At 70.6% G+C, this 20,329-nt stretch carries 20 protein-coding genes; 10 read left to right on the top strand and 10 right to left on the bottom strand.

What is annotated here, in order from left to right; all coding sequences use genetic code 11:
• Positions 1 to 134 precede the first annotated feature (134 nt).
• The 6 genes from ACIQD6_RS17360 (at position 135) to ACIQD6_RS17385 (ending at position 5,769) form a co-directional block, all read left to right on the top strand.
• Complete coding sequence (locus ACIQD6_RS17360; RefSeq protein WP_401883331.1) at positions 135 to 1,043, top strand: hypothetical protein; 909 nt, start codon at positions 135 to 137, stop codon at positions 1,041 to 1,043.
• A 91-nt stretch (positions 1,044 to 1,134) separates the two neighbouring features.
• Positions 1,135 to 1,716: a pyridoxamine 5'-phosphate oxidase family protein gene (locus ACIQD6_RS17365; RefSeq protein ID WP_401883333.1), complete on the top strand. Its 582-nt coding sequence runs from the start codon at positions 1,135 to 1,137 to the stop codon at positions 1,714 to 1,716.
• A 29-nt stretch (positions 1,717 to 1,745) separates the two neighbouring features.
• Positions 1,746 to 2,624, top strand: coding sequence for a L,D-transpeptidase (locus ACIQD6_RS17370; protein ID WP_401883336.1), 879 nt, complete (start codon positions 1,746 to 1,748; stop codon positions 2,622 to 2,624).
• A 93-nt stretch (positions 2,625 to 2,717) separates the two neighbouring features.
• On the top strand, positions 2,718 to 4,085 hold the full coding sequence (locus ACIQD6_RS17375; RefSeq protein ID WP_401883788.1) for a ferric reductase-like transmembrane domain-containing protein: 1,368 nt from the start codon (positions 2,718 to 2,720) through the stop codon (positions 4,083 to 4,085).
• A gap of 8 nt (positions 4,086 to 4,093) precedes the next feature.
• A complete protein-coding gene (locus tag ACIQD6_RS17380; protein WP_401883339.1) occupies positions 4,094 to 4,948 on the top strand; it encodes an FMN-binding protein in 855 nt (284 codons plus the stop codon).
• An 89-nt stretch (positions 4,949 to 5,037) separates the two neighbouring features.
• Positions 5,038 to 5,769 carry an FAD:protein FMN transferase gene (locus tag ACIQD6_RS17385; protein ID WP_401883790.1) on the top strand — a complete coding sequence of 244 codons (732 nt, stop codon included), beginning with the start codon at positions 5,038 to 5,040 and terminating at the stop codon, positions 5,767 to 5,769.
• A gap of 104 nt (positions 5,770 to 5,873) precedes the next feature.
• Here the strand turns inward: ACIQD6_RS17385 and ACIQD6_RS17390 are convergent, their stop codons facing one another.
• From ACIQD6_RS17390 to argC, 5 genes are all read right to left on the bottom strand, one after another.
• Positions 5,874 to 6,416, bottom strand: a complete 543-nt coding sequence (locus tag ACIQD6_RS17390; RefSeq protein WP_401883342.1) for an arginine repressor — start codon at positions 6,414 to 6,416, stop codon at positions 5,874 to 5,876.
• Positions 6,417 to 6,430: 14 nt separating this feature from the next.
• Positions 6,431 to 7,624, bottom strand: coding sequence for an acetylornithine transaminase (locus ACIQD6_RS17395; protein WP_401883344.1), 1,194 nt, complete (start codon positions 7,622 to 7,624; stop codon positions 6,431 to 6,433).
• The gene (gene argB / locus ACIQD6_RS17400; protein WP_401883347.1) at positions 7,621 to 8,562 is read right to left on the bottom strand and encodes an acetylglutamate kinase; all 942 of its coding nucleotides are present in this window, start codon (positions 8,560 to 8,562) and stop codon (positions 7,621 to 7,623) included. The genes ACIQD6_RS17395 and argB overlap by 4 nt, the downstream gene beginning before the upstream one ends.
• Positions 8,559 to 9,755: a bifunctional glutamate N-acetyltransferase/amino-acid acetyltransferase ArgJ gene (argJ, locus tag ACIQD6_RS17405; protein ID WP_401883349.1), complete on the bottom strand. Its 1,197-nt coding sequence runs from the start codon at positions 9,753 to 9,755 to the stop codon at positions 8,559 to 8,561. The genes argB and argJ overlap by 4 nt, the downstream gene beginning before the upstream one ends.
• Before the next feature lie 172 nt (positions 9,756 to 9,927).
• Positions 9,928 to 10,956: an N-acetyl-gamma-glutamyl-phosphate reductase gene (gene argC, locus ACIQD6_RS17410; protein WP_401883351.1), complete on the bottom strand. Its 1,029-nt coding sequence runs from the start codon at positions 10,954 to 10,956 to the stop codon at positions 9,928 to 9,930.
• A gap of 210 nt (positions 10,957 to 11,166) precedes the next feature.
• Here argC and ACIQD6_RS17415 point away from each other — a divergent pair, with 210 nt between their 5' ends.
• Positions 11,167 to 11,787 (top strand): hypothetical protein, encoded by a 621-nt coding sequence (locus ACIQD6_RS17415; RefSeq protein ID WP_401883353.1) that lies wholly within the window; start codon positions 11,167 to 11,169, stop codon positions 11,785 to 11,787.
• An 85-nt stretch (positions 11,788 to 11,872) separates the two neighbouring features.
• Here ACIQD6_RS17415 and ACIQD6_RS17420 read toward each other — a convergent pair whose 3' ends face one another.
• The 4 genes from ACIQD6_RS17420 to ACIQD6_RS17435 are packed head-to-tail and all read right to left on the bottom strand — an operon-like array spanning position 11,873 to position 15,470.
• Complete coding sequence (locus ACIQD6_RS17420) at positions 11,873 to 12,478, bottom strand: DNA-binding response regulator (protein ID WP_401883355.1); 606 nt, start codon at positions 12,476 to 12,478, stop codon at positions 11,873 to 11,875.
• A complete protein-coding gene (locus ACIQD6_RS17425; RefSeq protein WP_401883357.1) occupies positions 12,475 to 13,686 on the bottom strand; it encodes a sensor histidine kinase in 1,212 nt (403 codons plus the stop codon). Before ACIQD6_RS17425 ends, ACIQD6_RS17420 begins: the two co-directional genes overlap by 4 nt.
• Positions 13,687 to 13,734: 48 nt before the next feature.
• Positions 13,735 to 14,547, bottom strand: a complete 813-nt coding sequence (locus tag ACIQD6_RS17430) for an ABC transporter permease (protein ID WP_401883359.1) — start codon at positions 14,545 to 14,547, stop codon at positions 13,735 to 13,737.
• A complete protein-coding gene (locus ACIQD6_RS17435) occupies positions 14,544 to 15,470 on the bottom strand; it encodes an ABC transporter ATP-binding protein (protein ID WP_401883360.1) in 927 nt (308 codons plus the stop codon). Before ACIQD6_RS17435 ends, ACIQD6_RS17430 begins: the two co-directional genes overlap by 4 nt.
• 70 nt (positions 15,471 to 15,540) lie before the next feature.
• On the opposite strand from ACIQD6_RS17435, the gene ACIQD6_RS17440 reads away from it, so the two are divergent.
• Complete coding sequence (locus ACIQD6_RS17440) at positions 15,541 to 16,335, top strand: GPP34 family phosphoprotein (protein ID WP_401883362.1); 795 nt, start codon at positions 15,541 to 15,543, stop codon at positions 16,333 to 16,335.
• A gap of 111 nt (positions 16,336 to 16,446) precedes the next feature.
• Here the strand turns inward: ACIQD6_RS17440 and ACIQD6_RS17445 are convergent, their stop codons facing one another.
• Positions 16,447 to 16,956 (bottom strand): GNAT family N-acetyltransferase, encoded by a 510-nt coding sequence (locus ACIQD6_RS17445; RefSeq protein ID WP_401883364.1) that lies wholly within the window; start codon positions 16,954 to 16,956, stop codon positions 16,447 to 16,449.
• Between the two features lie 139 nt (positions 16,957 to 17,095).
• On the opposite strand from ACIQD6_RS17445, the gene ACIQD6_RS17450 reads away from it, so the two are divergent.
• Together ACIQD6_RS17450 and ACIQD6_RS17455 are read left to right on the top strand one after the other, a co-directional pair.
• Positions 17,096 to 18,670, top strand: a complete 1,575-nt coding sequence (locus ACIQD6_RS17450) for a TIGR03086 family metal-binding protein (protein WP_401883366.1) — start codon at positions 17,096 to 17,098, stop codon at positions 18,668 to 18,670.
• Positions 18,671 to 18,779: 109 nt separating this feature from the next.
• The gene (locus ACIQD6_RS17455; RefSeq protein ID WP_401883368.1) at positions 18,780 to 20,261 is read left to right on the top strand and encodes a hypothetical protein; all 1,482 of its coding nucleotides are present in this window, start codon (positions 18,780 to 18,782) and stop codon (positions 20,259 to 20,261) included.
• Positions 20,262 to 20,329 lie beyond the last annotated feature (68 nt).

The raw sequence follows: 20,329 nt of genomic DNA on the forward strand, positions 1-20,329 counted from the left end.
AGGTTTGAACGCGGGCCGACCGTGCCTCGTATCCCCCACCGAACGCAGGCGCCGCGTTCCACCATCGAGGGAGAGCCGCCCGGGAGCGCACCGGGACGGCCCCTGCCCCACCCTGATCCGAGTGAGGTTTCCGCATGTCCAGGGCTCTTCCGAAGTACAACAAGCGCCGCGTCCTCATCGCGGGCGGCGCGGCCGCGGTCGTGTTGTCCGGGGCCGTGATCGTCAGTAATGCCATGGCCGGGGAGGGCGACAGCGGACAGGGCGCGGGCGGCGCGGCTGCCGCGGCGTCACCCGGTACGGTGAACTGCCCGGATGTCGCGCCCAGCCTGCCCGAGATCCCGGCCTCCGCACAGGCCGAGATCGACCGGAACCTCGCCCTCCTGGACACCCAGATCGCCGAGGCCAACCAACGCCTGATCGACACCGTCGGCCAAGGCGGCGCCAACTTCGTACAGAACGCCATCCTCGGCCCCCTGGCCGACAAGCGCGTCGCCACCATCAACCGCATGGCCACCGCCATCGGCCGCACCGCCGAAAAGCCCACCGGTCTCGACTCGCTCGCCACCTGCACGCTCAACGCGGGAGGCGGCGACGCGGCGGGTGGCGACGCGGCGGGCGCCGGTGACGCCGGGGCGGGAGACGCGGGTGCGGGAGACGCCGGGGCCGGTGATGCCGGGGCCGGGAACGCGGGAGCCGGAGACGCCGGGGACGCGGGCGCTGGTGACGCCGGTGCCGGAGACGCGAGTGGCGTCGGTACGGTGAACTGCCCGGATGTCGCGCCCAGCCTGCCCGAGATCCCGGCCTCCGCACAGGCCGAGATCGACCGGAACCTCGCCCTCCTGGACACCCAGATCGCCGAGGCCAACCAACGCCTGATCGACACCGTCGGCCAAGGCGGCGCCAACTTCGTACAGAACGCCATCCTCGGCCCCCTGGCCGACAAGCGCGTCGCCACCATCAACCGCATGGCCACCGCCATCGGCCGCACCGCCGAAAAGCCCACCGGCCTGGACGCGCTCGCCACCTGCACTCTCAACAACTGACCGGTACGGGGCCGGGGAAGAGCGCCGGCATCGCTCTTCCCCGGCCCCGTACTCCTTTGTCCGGCCCCGCCGCCGGACGATAATCATCGATATGGGAAAACTCTACGAACGGATCGACGGAAGAATCCGCGCCTTCATCGAGGAACAGCCCGTCTTCTTCACCGCCACCGCCCCGCTCGCGGACGACGGTCATGTCAATGTCTCGCCCAAGGGACGGGCCGGAACGCTGGTCGTGATCGACGAGCTGACGCTGGCCTATCTCGACTTCGGCGGCAGCGGCGCCGAGACCATCGCGCATCTGCGGGAGAACGGCCGTATCACCCTGATGTGGTGCGCCTTCACCGGACCGCCCAAGGTGCTGCGGGTGCACGGCCGGGGCGAGCCCGTCTTCCGCGACGACCCGCGCTGGGCCACGTACATCCGGCACTTCGAAGAGACCGACGGGCCGAGCGCCCGCGCGATCATCGTGATCCACGCCCGGCGCGTCAGCGACGCGTGCGGATTCGCCGTCCCCTTCATGGACTACCGGGCGGAACGCACCCAGCACGCCGAGCACTTCGGCCGGAAGTCGGACGAGGAGTTCGCCGCGTACTGCGAGAAGAAGGACCACATCGGGGTGAGCCTGGATGGCCTACCCGCGCTGCCACTGCCGCTGCCCGCACGTACGGTCTGAGAAACCCGACCGTACGAAGGGGCCGCCCCATGTCCACAGGCGCCACAGCGACCACCCCTGTCACAGCGATCAGACCCGTCAGCCCCACCGAAGCTCTCAAGCCCGCCAAGCCCGTCACGACGTCGAACCGGACGCCCCGGATCTTCCGTAAACGCTTCGCCGTCGCCTGCGCCGCCGCCCTGCTCGCCCAGCTCACCCTGGGCGCCGCGCCCGGCCCGGACCCCACGCCGGCCGGCGCCTCGCTCCCCGAACGGATGGCCGACACCGGCGGCGGCACCCAGCTGATCACCGCCGAGGCCCCCCGCACGTCCGCCACCACCGGCACCCTCACCTGGTGGGACCTGCGGCAGGACCGCTGGCACCGGGCGGGCTCGGCCGAAGCCCGGTTCGGCTCGGGCGGGCTCGTGGAGGGGACGGAGCGGCGCCAGGGCACCTCCACCACCCCGATCGGGCTGTACGGCTTCCCGTACGCCTTCGGCATCAAGGACGCGCCGGCCGGTACGAAATTCTCCTACCGCCAGGTCACCGACCAGTCCTGGTGGTGCCAGGACAACAACTCCCCCCACTACAACCGCTGGGTCGAACCCCTGCCCGGCAGCTGCCGCGCCGCCGAGGCCGAGCACATGATCACGTACACCGGGCAGTACGACCACGGTCTGATCACCGACTTCAACTACGACCGTCCCGTGCGCGGCCGGGGCGCCGGGATCTTCCTCCATGTCAACGGACGTGGCGCCACCGCCGGTTGCGTATCGGTCCCCGCCGACGCGATGACCCGCATCCTCGCCTGGGCCGACCCGGACCGGAGTCCGCACCTCGCGATCGGCACGTCCACCGGCCGGACCGCCGTCACGGCGGTCACCGCCGACGACACCCGTGCCACGCTCGGAGGAACAGCCAAACATTGAATTCACGGCTCCCTCTCCTCTCCCGGTTGAACCCGCCGCCGCTCAAATCCGTATCGGCGGACACCAGGAGATTTGAGGAGCAGTGCCGTGGCGATGTTGCACAACGGTCGGGCCGCCAGAAGACAGACCATGCGCGCGATCCGCCCGCAGCGGTCGGGCGCGCTGCCGCTGTTGGTGATGTGCTGGGCGGGCGCGGCGGCCGTCATGGCGCTGTGGTGGCAGAACACTCTGGTCGTACGGATGGACATGGCCGAGTGGCTGACCGGGGCGGGTCGGCTCACCGGGCTGCTCGGCGGCTACCTGATCGCGATCGTGGTGCTGCTGATGGCCCGGGTTCCCGCGCTGGAGCGGCGCGTGGGCTCCGACCGGGTGGCGCGCTGGCACGCGATGAGCGGCCGGTACGCGATCAGCCTGGTGATCGCGCATGTCGGACTGACCGTCTGGGGATACGCGGTGCAGTCCGGGACCGGGTTCGTGGAACAGACCGTCAGCGTGGTCACCGAATTCCCCCGGATGATCGAGGCGACCGCCGGAACCGTGCTCTTCCTGGTGATCGGCTTCGTCTCGGCGGGGGCCGTGCGTCGCAAGGTGCGCTACGAGACCTGGTACTACCTCCATCTGCTCACCTACGTCGCGGTCTACCTGACCTTCTGGCACCAACTCGCCACCGGGGCCGAGTTCGTCGCGAACCCGACGGCCCGCACCGCCTGGTACGTGCTGTACGGCGCGGCCGGCGCCCTGCTGGTCTGGTATCGCGTGCTGGCCCCGATCCGGCTCAACCAGCGCCACCGGATGCGGGTCGAGAAGACCGTGTACGAGGCGCCCGGTGTGGTCTCCGTACTGATCACCGGGCGACGGCTGCACCGGCTCGGCGCCCAGCCCGGCCAGTTCTTCCGCTGGCGGTTCCTCACCGACGGGCTGCGCTGGAGCTCCAATCCGTACTCCCTGTCGGCGCCGCCCCGGCCCGATCTGCTGCGTATCACCGTCAAGGCGAACGGCGAGCACAGCGAGGCCCTGTCCCGGCTCGAACCGGGCACCCGGGTGTGGGCGGAGGGTCCGTACGGAGCCATGACGGCGGCCCGGCGCAGCAAGGAGAAGGTGCTGATGATCGCGGGTGGCGCCGGTATCACCCCGATGCGGGCCCTGTTCGAGACGCTGCCCGGCGAATCCGGCCATCTGACCCTGCTCTACCGGGCCAGCAAGACCGAGGACCTGGCGCTCTGGGGCGAGTTGCGGCAGATCGCGTCGGCGCGCGGGGCCCGGCTGCTGTACGCGGTGAACGGGCCGGACGGCGTCCGGCCCGAGATCACTCCGCAGCGGCTGCGGGAACTGCTGCCGGACATCGACGACCACGACGTCTATGTCTGCGGGCCCACCGGGCTCGCTCGTCAGTCGTACGAAGCGTTGCGTGAAGCGGGCGTGCCCGCCCGCCGTATCCATCATGAGTCCTTCGAGATGTGAGGCAGTCCATGAAGAGGAAGCACCCGCTCCGGCGGATCATGATCGGTGCCGCCGCGACGGCGTCGGGGGTTGTGCTGCTGCTCGCCCTGAAGCAGCCGGGCGGGTCCCCGGTCGGCGGGGTGTCCTCCCAGGCGGGCGCGGGGGCGGGCGCCTCCGCCGGGGCCGCGGGCGCCGCCGGGGGCGGGCAGACCGTGCTCGGGGACGCGGTGAAAACCCAGTACGGCCCCGTCCAGGTCCAACTCACCCTCAGCGACGGCAAGATAGTCAAAGCCGAAGCCGTCCAAGCACCCAGCTCCGACGCACGCAGCCAATCCATCACCGCCGACGCCGTACCCAAACTCAACCAAGCCACCCTCACCACACAGAACGCCCAAGTCGACGCCGTATCCGGAGCCAGCTACACCAGCAAGGGCTACCAGGAATCCCTCCAGAGCGCGCTGGACAAGGCGGGTTCCGGTTCGGCGACCGGCGGGGCGGGTGCGGGTTCAGGGGTCGAGGCAGGCGCGGGCTCGGGGGCGGAAGCAGGCGCCGGGGCCGAGGCAGGCGCCGGGGCGGAGGCGGGGGCGGGTTCCGGGGCCGCCGGGGGCGGACAGACCGTGCTCGGGGACGCCGTGAACACCCAGTACGGCCCCGTCCAGGTCCAACTCACCCTCAACAACGGCAAGATCGCCAAAGCCGAAGCCGTCCAAGCACCCAGCTCCGACGCACGCAGCCAATCCATCACCGCCGACGCCGTACCCAAACTCAACCAAGCCACCCTCACCACACAGAACGCCCAGATCGACGCCGTATCCGGAGCCAGCTACACCAGCAAGGGCTACCAGGAATCCCTCCAGAGCGCGCTGGACAAGGCGGGTGTCTGATGCCGGGAGACGCGGTGTCTTCGGGTGACGTGGTGTCGGGGGACGAGGTGTCGGGGGACGCGGGCCGGCTGCGTCATGTCGAGGAGTCCATGGGCACGGTCTTCTCGTTCGACATCCGTGGCGCGCAGGACGAGGCCAGGGTGCGTGCCGGGCTCCGGGCTGCCGTGGCCTCTCTGCACCGCGTCGACGAGGTCTTCTCGCCCTTCCGTCCCGACAGCCAGATCATGCGGCTGGGCCGTGGCGAACTGGCCCTGTCCGACTGTGTGACGGAGGTCCCCGAGGTGCTGGACCTGTGTACGCGGGCGGAGCGGGAGAGCGACGGCTGGTTCACCACCGGCTACGGCGGCGGCCTCGATCCGACAGGTCTGGTGAAGGGCTGGGCGGTGGAACGGGCGGTACGGATGATCGCCTCGTCCGGTGCCGCCTCGGTGTGTCTCAACGGCGGCGGCGACGTCCAACTGCTCGGCGGCCCCTGGCGGGTGGGCATCGCCGATCCGCTGCACCCGGGCGAGCTGGCCATGGTGATCGAGACGCGGGAAGGCCTGGGTGTGGCCACCTCGGGCCCGGCCGAGCGTGGCTGTCATGTGCTCGATCCGCATACGGGCCGGGCCCCGGTCGACGCTCTCGCCTCGCTCACGGTCGTCTGCCGGGAGGGGCTGACCATGGCGGACGCGCGGGCGACTGCCGCGTACGCGATGGGTGAGCGGGCGCGGGACTGGCTGGAGGCGCTGCCGGGCGCCGAGGGCTTCGCCGTCACCACGGACGGCGGCACCTGGAAGACCAGCGGCTTCCACCGCTACACGGCGAAGCTGAACGCCTGACGCCCGGACCTCGCGCGGCCTCTCCGCCGGCCCGTCCCGCTGCGGGTCCTCGAACGCCGAGCGGGGTCGAGCGCCGGGAGGGGCACGAGGACCCGCATCACACCTCAGCGGTCGTTCTGAGCCAGTTTCAGCAGGTGGTCCGCGAGGGACTGGCCGCCCGCCGGGTCGCGGCTGATCAGCATCAGGGTGTCGTCACCCGCGATGGTGCCGAGGACATCGCTCAGTTCGGCCTGGTCGATCGAGGAGGCGAGGAACTGGGCCGCGCCCGGGGGCGTGCGCAGGACGACGAGATTGGCCGACGCCTCGGCGGAGATCAGCAGTTCGCCGGCCAGCCTGCGCATCCGCTCCTCCTTCGCCGACTCGCCGAGCGGGGCGTGCGGGGTGCGGAAGCCGCCCTCGCTGGGGACCGCGTAGATCAGCTCGCCGCCGGTGTTGCGGATCTTCACCGCGCCCAGTTCGTCCAGGTCCCGGGAGAGCGTCGCCTGCGTGACGCTCAGCCCGGTGTACGCGAGCAGCTTCGCCAACTGGCTCTGGGAGCGCACCGGCTGCCGGTTGAGGATGTCAACGATCCTGCGGTGGCGAGCTGTTCTGGTCTGCGGCACCGACGGTCCGCCCTGCTCGGATTCCGGTCCCTGGGCCTCGGTCATCGTCGTCTCATCTCTCAGGATCGCCCGTCCTCGTGCGCGTCGTCGAGGATGCCGGGGAACGCCTCGATGAGCGCGTCCACCTCATCGTCGCCGATGATCAGCGGCGGCATGAGCCGTACGACGTCAGAAGCGGGCACGTTCACCAGGAAACCGGCACCCTGAGCCGCCTGTTGCACCTGGGGTGCAAGGGGCTCGGTGAGCACGATACCCAGGAGCAGGCCCGAGCCACGGACATGTGAGACCAGCGGGTGGCCGAGACCCTCGATGCCGTCGCGCAGTTTCTCGCCGAGCCGCTTGACCTGGTCGAGGTGTCCGTCGGCGGCCAGCGTGTCGAGTACGGCGAGCCCGGCGGCGCAGGCGACGGGATTGCCGCCGAACGTCGTGCCGTGCTGACCGGGCAGCAGCAGATCGGCGGCCTCGCCGAACGCGACCGCGGCGCCGAGCGGCAGACCGCCGCCGAGGCCCTTGGCGAGGGTGACGACATCGGGCTCGACGCCTTGGTGGGCCTGGTGCTCGAACCAGTTCCCCGTCCGGCCGACGCCCGTCTGCACCTCGTCCAGGACGAGCAGGGTGCCGGTGGCGCGGGTGATCTCCCGGGCCGCTTCGAGATAGCCCTTGGGCGGGACGACCACGCCGTTCTCACCCTGGATCGGCTCGATGATCACGAACGCGGTCTCCTCGGTGACCGCGGCCCGCAGTGCCTCGGCGTCTCCGTACGGGACATGCGTGACATCACCGGGCAGCGGCCGGAACGGCTCCTGCTTCGCGGGCTGGCCGGTCAGCGCGAGCGCGCCCATGGTGCGGCCGTGGAAGCCGCCTTCGGTGGCGACCATGTGCGAACGGCCCGTCAGCCGGCCGATCTTGAAGGCGGCTTCGTTCGCCTCGGCGCCGGAGTTGCAGAAGAACACCCTGCCGGGGCGGCCGGAGAGCTGGATCAGCCGCTCGGCCAGAGCGACGGGCGGCTCGGCGACGAAGAGGTTGGAGACATGGCCGAGGGAGGCGATCTGACGGGAGACGGCCTCGACGACGGCGGGATGCGCGTGGCCGAGGGCGTTGACCGCGATACCACCGACGAAGTCGGTGTACGGGGTGCCGTCCGCGTCCCAGACACGGGCGCCCTCGCCGCGTACGAGGGACAGCTTCGGCGTGCCGTAGTTGTCGGTCATGACGCCTTGCCAGCGCTGGACGAGCTCCTGGTTGCCGGTCACCGCGCTCCTCCTGCTTCCTTTTCCTCGGTCTGCCTGTCCGGTTTCTCGGCCTGTCCGTCCGGCACGACCATCGTGCCGATGCCCTCGTCGGTGAAGATCTCCAGCAGGATCGAGTGCGGGACCCGGCCGTCGATCACGCGGGCGGTGGTGACTCCGCCCCGTACGGCGAACAGGCAGCCCTCCATCTTCGGCACCATGCCGCTGGACAGCTCGGGCAGCAGCTTCTCCAGCTGCGTGGCGGTGAGCCGGCTGATCACGTCGTCGCTGTTGGGCCAGTCCTCGTACAGGCCCTCCACGTCGGTGAGGACCATCAGCGTCTCGGCACCCAGCGCGGCGGCGAGCGCGGCGGCGGCCGTGTCCGCGTTGACGTTGTAGACATGCCCGTCGTCGGCGCTGCGCGCGATGGAGGAGACGACCGGGATACGGCCGTCCGCCAGGAGCGCCTCGATGGCGCCCGTGTCGATCGCGGTGATCTCGCCGACGCGGCCGATGTCGACCAACTCCCCGTCGATGCGCGGGCGGTGCTGGGTCGCGGTGATGGTGTGGGCGTCCTCGCCGGTCAGTCCGACGGCGAGCGGGCCGTGCTGGTTGAGGAGCCCGACCAGCTCGCGCTGGACCTGCCCGGCCAGCACCATCCGTACGACGTCCATCGCCTCGGGAGTGGTGACCCGCAGACCGGCCTTGAACTCGCTGACCAGACCGTGCCGGTCGAGCTGGGCGTTGATCTGCGGACCGCCGCCGTGCACGACGACCGGCCTGAGGCCGGCCTGCCGCAGAAAGACGACGTCCTGGGCGAAGGCGGCCTTGAGATCCTCGTCCACCATGGCGTTGCCGCCGAACTTGATGACGACGATCTTCCCGTTGTGACGGGTCAGCCAGGGCAGCGCCTCGATGAGGATGCGGGCCTTGGGCAGCGCGGTGTGCTTGCGGGCGCTCATGAGCTGTACGCGCTGTTCTCGTGGACGTACTCGGCGGTGAGGTCGTTGGCCCAGATGACCGCGGAGTCCTCACCGGCCGACAGGTCGGCGGTGATCCGCACCTCGCGGTACCGCATGTCGACCAGGTCGCGGTCCTCGCCGACCGATCCGTTCCGGCAGACCCAGACGTCGTTGATGGCGACGTTGAGCCGGTCCGGATCGAACGCGGCGCTCGTCGTACCGATGGCGGAGAGGACCCGGCCCCAGTTGGGGTCCTCTCCGTGGATGGCGCACTTGAGGAGGTTGTTACGGGCGATGGAGCGGCCCACCTCGACGGCGTCGTCCTCGGTCGCGGCGTTGATCACCTCGATCCGGACGTCCTTGGAGGCGCCCTCGGCGTCCCCGATGAGCTGACGCGCCAGGTCGGCGCAGACCGTACGGACGGCCTCGGCGAACTCCTCGTACCCGGGCGTCACCCCGGACGCGCCGGAGGCGAGCAGCAGCACGGTGTCATTGGTCGACATGCAGCCGTCGGCGTCGATGCGGTCGAAGGTGGTGCGGGTGGCGTCGCGCAGCGCGGTGTCCAGCGCCGGCGCCTCGAAGTCGGCGTCGGTGGTGAGGACGACGAGCATGGTGGCGAGGCCGGGTGCGAGCATGCCCGCGCCCTTGGCCATGCCCCCGACGGTCCACGGCCGTCCGTCTGCGCTCTCGCCGCCCGCGACAGCGGTCTTATGGATGGTGTCGGTGGTCTTGATGGCGATGGCGGCCTTCTCGCCGCCGTGCTCGGAGAGTCCGGCGGCGGCCTTCTCGATCCCGGGCAGCAGCCGGTCCATCGGGAGCAGCAGCCCGATCAGCCCGGTCGAGGCGACGGCGATCTCGCCGGCGCTGTGTCCGCCGCTCGGCGCGCCGCCGCTCAGCCCGTCGAGGACCTCGGCGGCCTTCTCGGCGGTGGCGTGGGTGTCCTGGAAGCCCTTCGGCCCCGTACAGGCGTTGGCGCCACCGGAGTTGAGGACGACGGCGGTGACCGCGCCGCCCTTGAGGACCTGCTCGGACCAGAGGACGGGTGCGGCCTTGACACGGTTCGAGGTGAAGACGCCCGCGGCGGCGCGGCGCGGCCCATTGTTGACCACGAGGGCCAGGTCCGGGTTGCCGTTCTCCTTGATTCCGGCGGCGATGCCCGCCGCTGTGAATCCCTTGGCTGCCGTGACGCTCACTGCATCTCCTCGTTCGCCCCGCTGCGGTAGCAGCTGATGTCCCCGCTGCGGAAGCGGCTGGTGGCCCCGCTGCGACAGCAGCTGATGTCACTGCCGCCCAGGACAGGGCCTGGACGCGGTGGTGGTGCGGGTTTCGTCGTTGTCCGCCGCGCGGCGGCCGCGTGTGGGTCGCTCACGGTGCGATTCCGATCGTGGAAAGTCCGATGTCCTCGGGGAGTCCGAGGGCGATGTTCATGCTCTGCACCGCGCCGCCGGCGGTGCCCTTGGTGAGGTTGTCGATGGCGCTGATCGCGATGACACGGCCGGCGAACTCGTCGTACGCGACCTGGATCTGCACGGCGTTCGAGCCGTAGACCGACGCGGTGGTGGGCCACTGCCCCTCGGGGAGGAGGTGGACGAACGGCTCGTCGGCGAACGCCTTCTCGTACGCGTCCCGTACGTCCTGGGCCGTGGTGCCGGGCTTCGCCTTGGCGGAGCAGGTGGCGAGGATGCCGCGCGGCATGGGGGCGAGGGTGGGCGTGAAGGAGACGGTGACCGGCTCGCCCGCGGCCTCGCTGAGGTTCTGGATCATCTCGGGGGTGTGCCGGTGGCCGCCGCCGACTCCGTACGGCGACATGGACCCCATGACCTCGGAGCCGAGCAGATGCGGCTTGGCCGTCTTGCCGGCCCCGGAACTGCCGGACGCGGCGGTGATCACGGCCTCGGGCTCGGCCAGCCCCGCCGCGTACGCCGGGAAGAGCGCGAGCGAGACGGCGGTGGGATAGCAGCCGGGCACCGCGATGCGCTTGGACCCCGCCAGCGCGGCGCGGGCCCCCGGCAGCTCGGGGAGGCCGTAGGGCCACGTCCCGGCATGGCCGGAACCGTAGAACCGCTCCCAGTCGGACGCGTCTTTCAGCCGGAAGTCGGCGCCCATGTCGACCACGAGCGTGTCACCGCCGAGCTGCTCGGCGACGGCGGCGGACTGCCCGTGCGGCAGCGCGAGAAAGACGACGTCGTGCCCGGCGAGCACCTCGGCGGTGGTCGCCTCCAGCACCCGGCCGGCCAGCGGCAGCAGGTGCGGCTGAAGGCCGCCGAGGCGCTGACCGGCGTTGGAGTTGCCGGTGAGGGCTCCGATCTCGACCTCGGGGTGGACGAGGAGCAGACGCAGCACTTCACCGCCCGCGTACCCACTCGCTCCTGCCACTGCCGCACGTACAGCCATCGAAAACCCTCCTCGGTGATGGCATGACTATACGTTCCCTTGCAGCTTTATGCAATGAGTATGCGGGGACGCCGAGCCGCGCGTGTGAGACAGCGCCCGGCCTGGATTCCCCGCCAACCGGGCGGGGCCTCCGGGTGGGTCCGGCATGGCGCCATGCCGAGGCGCATGGTGCCCGGATGCTGAGGGCCTCCGAACCGTGCGGGAGAGACCGTGGACGACCACCGCAGCTTTCAGGAAGCCCGGCAATCGACATCCAAGGGGGCGGACACTCCCGGTCAGCCGGGGGTCATCGGCATCGCGCTCGCCGCCGTGCTGACGGCCGCGTTCGCACAGGGTTCCTGGCAGTGGTTCGCGAGTTACATCGGGGTGACGCTTCTCGCGGTGGTCTTCTCCTTCTACCGACTGCCGGCATGGATGCCCGGACTCGGATCCGCGTACGTGCGGAATCTGGCCGCGTTCTCCCTGGTCGTCGGCCTGTGCGTGGCGATCACGCTGGCCCCCGTGCTGCAGCGCTCGGCGTGGTTGTTCCCGATGCCGGGCACTCGACGCGGGTGTCCTGAGGTGGGCAGGTACGAGGGCATGCAGGCGGAGGCCGCGCTGGCGGACCTGGTCGGTCGCGACAGAGCCGCCTTGGCTCACGCGCGGGAGATCAAGATCCACGATGCTGTTGCCGACTGCCTGTCGACCACGACGACCCTGTGGCTGCCGGCGTACGGGCTCGGGGCGGCCGTACTGGTGGGTCTGAGCGCCTGGTGCGTCGACCGAGCTCGGACGAGGAAGACGAGGAAGGAGACGGCCGCGGCCGGCCGGAATCCTCCGCGTCGGAGCTGAGCAGCGAACGCGACAGGGCGGCAAAACTGGCTTCGGGCAGCTCGCCCGGCGCCGCCCGGCGTCCGAACCGAGGTCAGAGCCAAGGTCAGAGCCATCCGCGTTCGCGGGCGATGCGGGCGGCGACATGGCGGTTCTCCGCGCCGAGTTTCATCGCGGCGGAGGAGAGGTAATTGCGGACGGTTCCGCTGGACAGCGAGGCGCGGAAGGCGATGTCCGCGACCGGCGCCCCGTCCTCGGCGTACGACAGGAGTTCCGCTTCACGGGACGTCAGGGGCGATTCGCCCGCGGCGATGGCGTCGGCCGCGAGTTCCTGGTCGATGTAGCGGCTGCCGGTATGGACGGTGCGGATGATCTGTGCCAGGTGGTGCGCGGACACCGTCTTGGGTACGAAACCGCGCACCCCGACGCTCAGCGCGCGCTTCAGGGCCCCGGCCCGGGCGTGGCTGGTGACGATCATCGAGACGCACTCCGGCACGGTCTCGCGCAGTCGCTCCGCGACCGTCACGCCGTCGAGGCCGGGCATCTGGAGGTCGAGTACGGCGACTTCGGGGCGGTGCGCCCTGGCCATGGCCAGGGCCTCGTCGCCGGTTCCGGCCTGCGCGACGACGGTGATGTCGTCCTCCAGCGTGAGGAGGGAGGCCAGCGCGCCCCGGATGAGGTGCTCGTCGTCCGCCAGCAGGACCGTGATCATTCGCCTTCCTCCCACGGGATGTGTGCGGCGAGGCGGAATATCCCGCCGGGGTGCCGTTCCGTGGTCAGCGTGCCGCTCAGCGCGGTCAGGCGTTCTTTCAGCCCGGTCAGTCCGGTGCCCGCGCCGGGTGGTGCGTCGGAGGCGCCGTCGTTGCGCATCACCAGCAGGGCCGCGGCCGGACCCGCGGTGCGCAGGGACATGGTGCAGCAGGAGGCGTCCTGTGCGTGACGGAGCACATTCGTCGTCGCCTCGCGGACCACCCAGCCGAGGGCGGCCTGCACAGCGTCGGGCAGGCGGGCCGCCGGCCCGTATTCGATGCGGCAGGCGATGCCCGCGGCCTCCAGGACGGAGCGTGCTCCGGCGAGTTCGGTGTGCAGGTCGGCGGTGCGGTACCCGCGCACCACGGACCGGATCTCGCGCTGCGACTCCTGCGCGATGACCTGCACCTCCAGGATCTGATCCACCGCCTCGGGCCGGCCGCGCCGCGCCAGTTGTGCCGCGAGTTCACTCTTGAGTGCCACTACCGCGAGATTGCGGCCCAGTACGTCGTGCAGGTCACGGCCGAAGCGCAACCGCTCCTCCGCCACGGCGAGCCGTGCCTGCGTCTGCCGTGCCGCGGCCAGTTCCTCGACCAGCCGAACTCCCCAGCCGGTGGCCCGGAACGCCACGGCCATGATCGGTGCCATGAACACGGCGGCGCCGACCACGAGTGCCAACCGCGTCCCGGCGAGCCCTGCCGCCACGCTGCCTCCCGCGATGGACACCGAGACCACCGCCACCAGCGTCGCGCCCGCGCGGCGCGGCAGTGCCAGGGCGGAAGGGCCGGCGTAGAGCATCAACAGCCAGAACAGGTAGGGCTCCAGGTCCCCGTCGTCGATGCGGCCGGTGCCCAGCAGCACACATCCCAGGGCGGCCATGGCCACCGTCAGGGTCGTGTACAGCGCGACCAGCCGGTCGGGCCGGGGGCCGGCGCCGAGATAGTGGCGCAGGGCGGCGCGGGAGAGCGGCACCTGGGTGACGGCGTGTGCCGCGCCCAGTACGGCGACGGATGCCAGCGTGGACGCGCCGGCATCCGTCCGCACCACCCACAGCGTCCACAGAGCGACCTCGAAGAGCGCGAAATAGGCGGTGTTGACGAGCGCGTACCGGCGGTACCGGCCGGGGCCGTCCGGGCCACCGAGCCGTTCCACCCAGTCGTCCACGCTCATGGTCCTCAGCTCTCTCGTCCTGGGCCGCCGAACTCGGACCGACCGGTCTCAATGGCGCGGGCCCCAGCGGAACCACTGCCGCACGCCGAGGGCCGCCACACCTGTCCAGGCCAGAGCGGCGAGCAGCAGACGGCCCTGGTCCAAGACGCCGAGGTCGCCGGTCCAGCCGCCCTGCAGGAGATCCATGACGGGCGAGAACGGCAGCCAGGCGCTGATGTCGGCCGCCATGCCGGGCAGTACCTTACGCGGCATGAAGAGCCCGGATCCGGCCAGGCTCACCAGCATGAACGGCAGGAACGTCAACTGCGCGCTCTCCGCCGTCCGGGTGATGGCGGCCGTCAGCGCGGCTCCGGCCACGAGCAGCACCATACCGATCAGCAGGGCGAGGACCACCAGGTGCGGGGCTGCCGGTACGGGTGCGTCCAGGGCCGCCGTCAGACCGACGGCCAGCAGCACGCACTGCACCGACGCCAGCACCAGCGCCGGTAGCGCGCCGCCGACGAGGATCTCCCAGTCGCGCACCTCGCCCGTGCGCAGCCGCTTGAGCACCAGGCTCTCGCGGCGTGTGACGTACACGCCGACCAGGTTCGTGTAGACGGAGAAGATCAGGGCCATGGCCAAGGTGCCGGGCACGAGGACGGTCGCGATCGACAGGCCGGTGCCGCCCAGATCAAGGTCCTCGACCAGGCCACGCATCGAGAAGGCCATGGTGGCGGGCAGTACGAGCGCCGTGAACAGGGATGCTCTGCTGCGCAGCAGCAGCGTCAGCTCCGCGCGGCCGAGGGCTGCCATGCGGGATGCGGATCCGGACCGTACGGGCGCGCCGGTGGCCATCGGTCGGGCAGGGGTGGTCGTCGTCATCGTGTTTCTTCCGTCTCCAGGTTCTTGGCGATCTCCATGAACGCCTCTTCCAGCGATGCCGACCGCGCGTCCAGGGCGCGCAGCGCGACCCCGGTCTGCTGTGCCCAGGTGAGCAGTGCGGTGGCGGTGTGCTGCAGGTCGCGGGTCTCCAGACGGACGGTCCGGCCCGCGGTCTCGTGCCGGGTCACGCCCATCTGCGCGAGCGGCGGCAGTTCACCCAGGAAGAGGTCCTGGGGCAGCTCGAAGCTGATCCGGGAGGGCCGTTCGGCCACCACGTCGGCCACCCGCCCGGTGGTGGCGATCAGCCCCTGGTGCATGATCGCCAGCCGGTCGGCCAGTTGCTCCGCCTCCTCCAGGTAGTGGGTGGTGAGCAGCACGGTCGTGCCCTGGGCCTTCAGCTCGCGGATCAACTCCCAGGTGTCGCGCCGGGACTGCGCGTCGAGGCCGGTCGTCGGCTCGTCGAGGAACAGCACCTCGGGGCGTCCCAGCAGGGCGAGTGCGAGATCGAGGCGGCGGCGTTCACCGCCGGAGAGCTGCTTGACCCGCACCGTGCGCCGGTCGCCCAGGTTGGTCAGCTCCAGGGCCTCGTCGGCGGGACGGGCACCGCTGGTGCAGCCCGCCCACATCCGTACGGTCTCCAGGACCGTCAACTCCGGCGGGAAGCCGCCTTCCTGGAGCATCACCCCGATCCGGGGCCGCACCGCCGCCCGGTCGCGGAACGGGTCCCGGCCCAGCACCCGGACCGTTCCGCCGCTGGGAGTGACCTGGCCCTCCAGGATTTCGAGTGTCGAGGTCTTGCCTGCTCCGTTGGTTCCCAGCAGGGCGAACAGTTCTCCGCGGGCGACCGTGAAGTCGATGCCGCGTACGGCGTCGAACCCCCGGTAGCTCCGCCTCAGTCCGACGGTTTCGATGACTGTGTTCATGCACTCCACACTCCCGGCGATACGAGGCGGATGGCAGTGCGGTCTGTCATGGGTCGGCATGACGTCTGTCATGGGGACCCATGACAGACCGCACTGCCAAGGGGGCCTGCTCCAGGAGAGCGTGGAGAAGTGGCCACCGGAGATGAAGTGGCCACGGGAGAAGAAGGCCGGAGACGAAAGGGAGAACATGCGGAGCGAAACGCTGATCGTCGAGGACGTGATGCTGATGCTGCTCGACGACGAGACGGGGGTCCCGGCCGGAGCGGGCACCCTTCACTACACCCTCGGCGGCGCTGTCCTCGTCGAACTCGCGCTCCTCGGCAGGATCGAGACCGACAAGGGCCGTGCAGGGCTGAACGGTTCCAAAGTCCTTGCGGTAGGGGATGGTCCACTCCCGGACCCCCTGCTTCAGTCCGCCTACGAGAAGATCGCCGAGCGGCCCTGTGACGTCCAGACGCTCCTCCTCCAGATCGGAGGCGGCCTCAGGAAACCGGTGATCGACCGGCTTGTCGAGCAAGGCTTCATTCGTCGCGAGAGCAAGCGGATGCTGGGCCTGTTCCGCACGACCAAGTTGCCGACCGACGACATGCGGCACGAGAGCGAACTCCGGCGGAAGGTGTGCGCCGTACTGGAGCGCGGCGAGAGCCCCGACGCTCGCACAGCGGCGGTGATCGCGGTGCTCTCCGCGAGCGGGACGCTACCGACGTTCCACCCGGCCCCGAAGTGGTCGACCGAGGTCAGCGAGCGCGCGAAGGAGCTGGAGCGCGGCAGTTGGGGGGCCACGGCCGTGAACACCGCGGTGACTCGAACCGCCGCGGCGAGCAGCGTGGCGAGCACCGTTGCCATTGTCTCCGTGATCACTTAGACCGACCGGCGATGGGGCAACGCCCCCCAATCGCCGGTCGGCCTCAGGGGCCGGCGAACTGGGCGAGACCGCCATGGTCCACGACCGACAGGGCCCCATGCCGGGAGGGCTCTAGATACCGAACGGCGTGGCGTAGCGGACCGTTCCGCTGGGCAGCGGGTGGTCGGCGTCGAGGGTGAGAGCCATCATGGCCTCGTCCGGGACGTCGATGCTGAGTCCGATGCCGTGGTCGGAAGCGCGAGCGAAGCCGAACCGCGGGTAGTACGCCGGGTGTCCGAGGACAGTGACGAAGTGCTCGCCAAGCTCCTTCGCGGCCCGCAACGAGGCACGGATCGCCGCGGAGCCGACGCCGGCCCTCTGGTACTCGGGCCGGACGGCGACGGGGCCCAGGCACAGGGCCGGACGGTCGTCGATATGGCAGCGGGTCAGCAGCGCGTGACCGATGGCCCTGCCGCCCTGGTCGGTGGCGACAATCGACAGTCCGTCGATCCACGAGGAGTCGGCGCGCAGCGCGTCGATGAGGTCGGCCTCCAACGGAGTGTCAAACGCGGCGAGGCTGATCTCGCGAAGGGCGGGGATGTCGGTGCTGGTCTCAGCACGCGTGATCCAGTTGATGCTCATGACGGGACGGAGATCCGTTTCATGGTTGGTTCGTACGAGAGGTGCCGACCGGGCCCGTCCTACCGTGCCGTTGGCCGCAAGTACAGGGGAATACCCGGCCAGTTGACTCTCCCACCGCGGGAGACCCGAGAGTGGGCTCATGCACGTTGAGGACAGGGGACCCTGGAGCATCGGAGAGGTCGCCGGGAAGACCGGGCTATCGGTGAAGCTCATCCGGCACTGGTCCGACATGGGGCTCGTACCGCCGACCGCGCGGACGGCTGCCGGGTACCGCGCCTACGACAGCGGGGCCGTGGCCCGGCTGGAGCTGGCGAGGACACTGCGGGACCTCGGTCTTGGCCTGCCGGTGATCCGTGACGTACTCGACCGCGAGCAGACCTTGGCGGAGGTGGCCGCGGCCCACCTCGACGCGTTGGAGGCACAGATCCGCACCCTGCGCTCTCAGCAGGCGGTACTGCGCGCCGTCGCCCGCCACGAACCCACCGCCGAAGGACTCGCCTTCATGAATCGAACCGCTCGACTGTCCACCGCTGAACGCCGCACGATCATCCACGATTTCGTGACCCGGGCCATCGGAGACCTTGATGTGCCGAGCTACCGCCGAGGACTGCTGGCCGCCACCCCGGAGCTTCCCGACAACCCCACGGACGAGCAGGTCGACGCGTGGCTCGAACTGAGCGACCTGGTGACCGATCCCGCGCTGCTCTCCGGCGTACGACGCATGGCGCGGTACGCCGCCGAGCATGCCCCCGGCGAACACGACGAGGAGACGCTCCGGGCCGCGCAGGAGGTCACCGACGACTGGACAGAGCGAGTGAACACGGCGATACGGGAGGGGATCGCCCCGGACTCACCAGCGGCCGACCCGGTCGTCGAAGCCGTCGTCGCGGCCTGGATCCCCACCCAGGCACAGACCCGTGACAAGGTGCGCACCGACAGCGCCTCGGCCAGACGTCTGCTGCTGGAGCAGCTTGAAGTCGCTTCCGACACGGGAGTCGAACGGTACTGGCAGCTGCTCTGCGTCATCAATGGCCAATCGGTGCGACCGAGTATGGAAGTGGCCGGGGACTGGCTGAAGACAGCGCTGCGCGCCAACCCCGAACCCGGGGCACGCGCGGCGGAGCTGGGTGACCTGTACGACGCCGGGACCGACGCCTGGGAACCCGCGGGTGTGCTCGACGCCTGCGAGCGAACCCTGAACGCCGTGGGCGGCGTTGTCTCCGCCGTGGATCGGGACCTGTTCGACCGGCCGACACCCTGTGCCGGCTGGGACGTTCGCACCCTGCTCAACCACCTGGTCTGGGAGAACCTGGTCTGGTCCGGCCTGGCCAACGGCGTACCTCGTCTCGACGCCACCGCCGATCACCTCGGCGAGGACCACATCGAGGCGTTCCGCTCCGCCGCGCAGGGCACACTCACCGCTTTCCGTCGCCCCGGCATGCTCGACCAGCGGTACGGACCCGCACCGGGCCGGCGGCTCGTCGAGCAGCTGATCATCGAAATGCTGGTCCACTGCTGGGACCTGGCCAAGGCGATCGGGCACCCGCGCGACCTCGTCGCCGACCTCGCCGAGTCGGCTCTCCCGGTGGTACGGGAGATATACGGCGCCCTGCCCCGAACCGCGGGCGGCTCCTTCGCTCCGCCCCGGCCGACCCCTCAAGACGCGCCCGCTCTTGACCGTCTGGCCGGCTACCTCGGCCGTACCGTCACGTGAGGTCGACGTCCGTGCGTGAACGGGAGCGGCCTCGGCCACCTCGGCGCCCTCAAGACGCGGGCCCCTGGGCGGAACCCGGACGCTCCGTTGTCGCGTCGTCATGATCGTGATGGATACAGACGGCACGCCCCTCGATGAACTCGTCCGGTCCTGGGACGGGATCCGCGAGGACTACCAAGTTTCCGAAGACAGCCGGAACGACCGGACCGTCCTCGACTGCGCCGCCCTGCTCGCCGCCGACCCCGTCGGCGAGTTGGCGTATCTGTGGACGTTCGGGCTGGTCCTGACAGCCCCCTATCTCACCTGGCTGCCGGGCGAGGGGGTGGTCACGGCAGCGGTCGACGCCCTTCGGGCCGCGGACAAAGCCATGCGTGCCCGGCACTGCGACCATGCCTCCCACCCGTACGAGACGCATACCGACGAGGACGACGAGCACCTCGCCGCCCTGCTGCCGCCACTCGCCGACGAGACGGACGAGTGGCAGGAGGACCGGCCCCGGGACGAGTGGCTCTGCCCGCGCAATGCGGCCGGATTCGCGCGGATCGCCATGGACATCATCGAGCCGGGCTCGGCCACGGACATCCCCGCGCGCCTGCCGCTGGAGGCGCTGGACGCCATCAGCACGCTCTCCGCCCTCCTTGAGGGGTACGCGAAGCCGTGGACCGACATCGATGACGAGATCGCCTCGCAGGGCTGGAACCTGTCCACCGCGGCGGATCCGGACGAACGCGCGGGCCGGGTCATGGTCGTCAGGGCGGTGAGCTGGTACGCCGTCTCCGGCATGGTGCGCAAGAAGTCGGTCCTCGACGACCTGATCGAGGCGCTGGAAAAGACTCTGACGCACGACTCCGGTCCGTGCCCGCACGGCCCGGACGGTCACCCCCAGCTGCCCGACAGCGGACCGTCGGCCGCCGAGCTCGGCATCAGACTGAGCTCCGCCGGCGGCCGGGGCGCCTATGAACGCGACCGCCGGATCGGGAGTGATGCCGCGCCGCTGGAGACCCTGCTGTGCCCGGCGTTCACCACCGCCACCGCGCGGGAGTCCCTGGATCTGCTGTGTGAACGCCGCGAGGTGCTCTTCGGCCGACGCGACACCTCCCACGCCGACGCGGAGTACCTGCGCCCGGACGGGCGGCTGGACATCGAGAAGATCACGGAGCGGCTCGACGAGCTGCCCTGGAACGAGGAGTACGCCGAGGACCTGGGGCTGTGGGCGGCCCGACGGTACGAGCACACCTCCGGCGACCGCGAGCGCGCCGTACTGCTGCTCACCGCCTACCAGGCGATGCACGTCGCGTATCCGAGCCCGGCACTCCCCGTGGTCCGCGACATCCTCCCCGTACTGCGCACCGTCGCCGGCTTCCCCCGGCCGCAGGAGTGCGGCCACAGCGACGAGCACCCCCGGCTGCGGTACGCGGAGTTCCGGCAGGGGATGCCGCACTTCTACGCGCCGGACGAGTTCCCGGCGCCGGAAGGCGTGAGCGGACCGGAAGCCTGGACCTGTGCGCGGTTCCTCGGGGAGGTCGCCGACAAGGGGGTCGACGACCTGGAGGACCTGATCGAGGACGAGGAGGACGACGACGAGGAATAGGGCCTTTCACCGTCACGGACGGAAGCCCCGACACGGGAGCCCGAACACGGGAGCCCGAACGCAGGAGC

This window comes from Streptomyces sp. NPDC088400, from assembly GCF_044753355.1.
GTDB lineage: Bacteria > Actinomycetota > Actinomycetes > Streptomycetales > Streptomycetaceae > Streptomyces.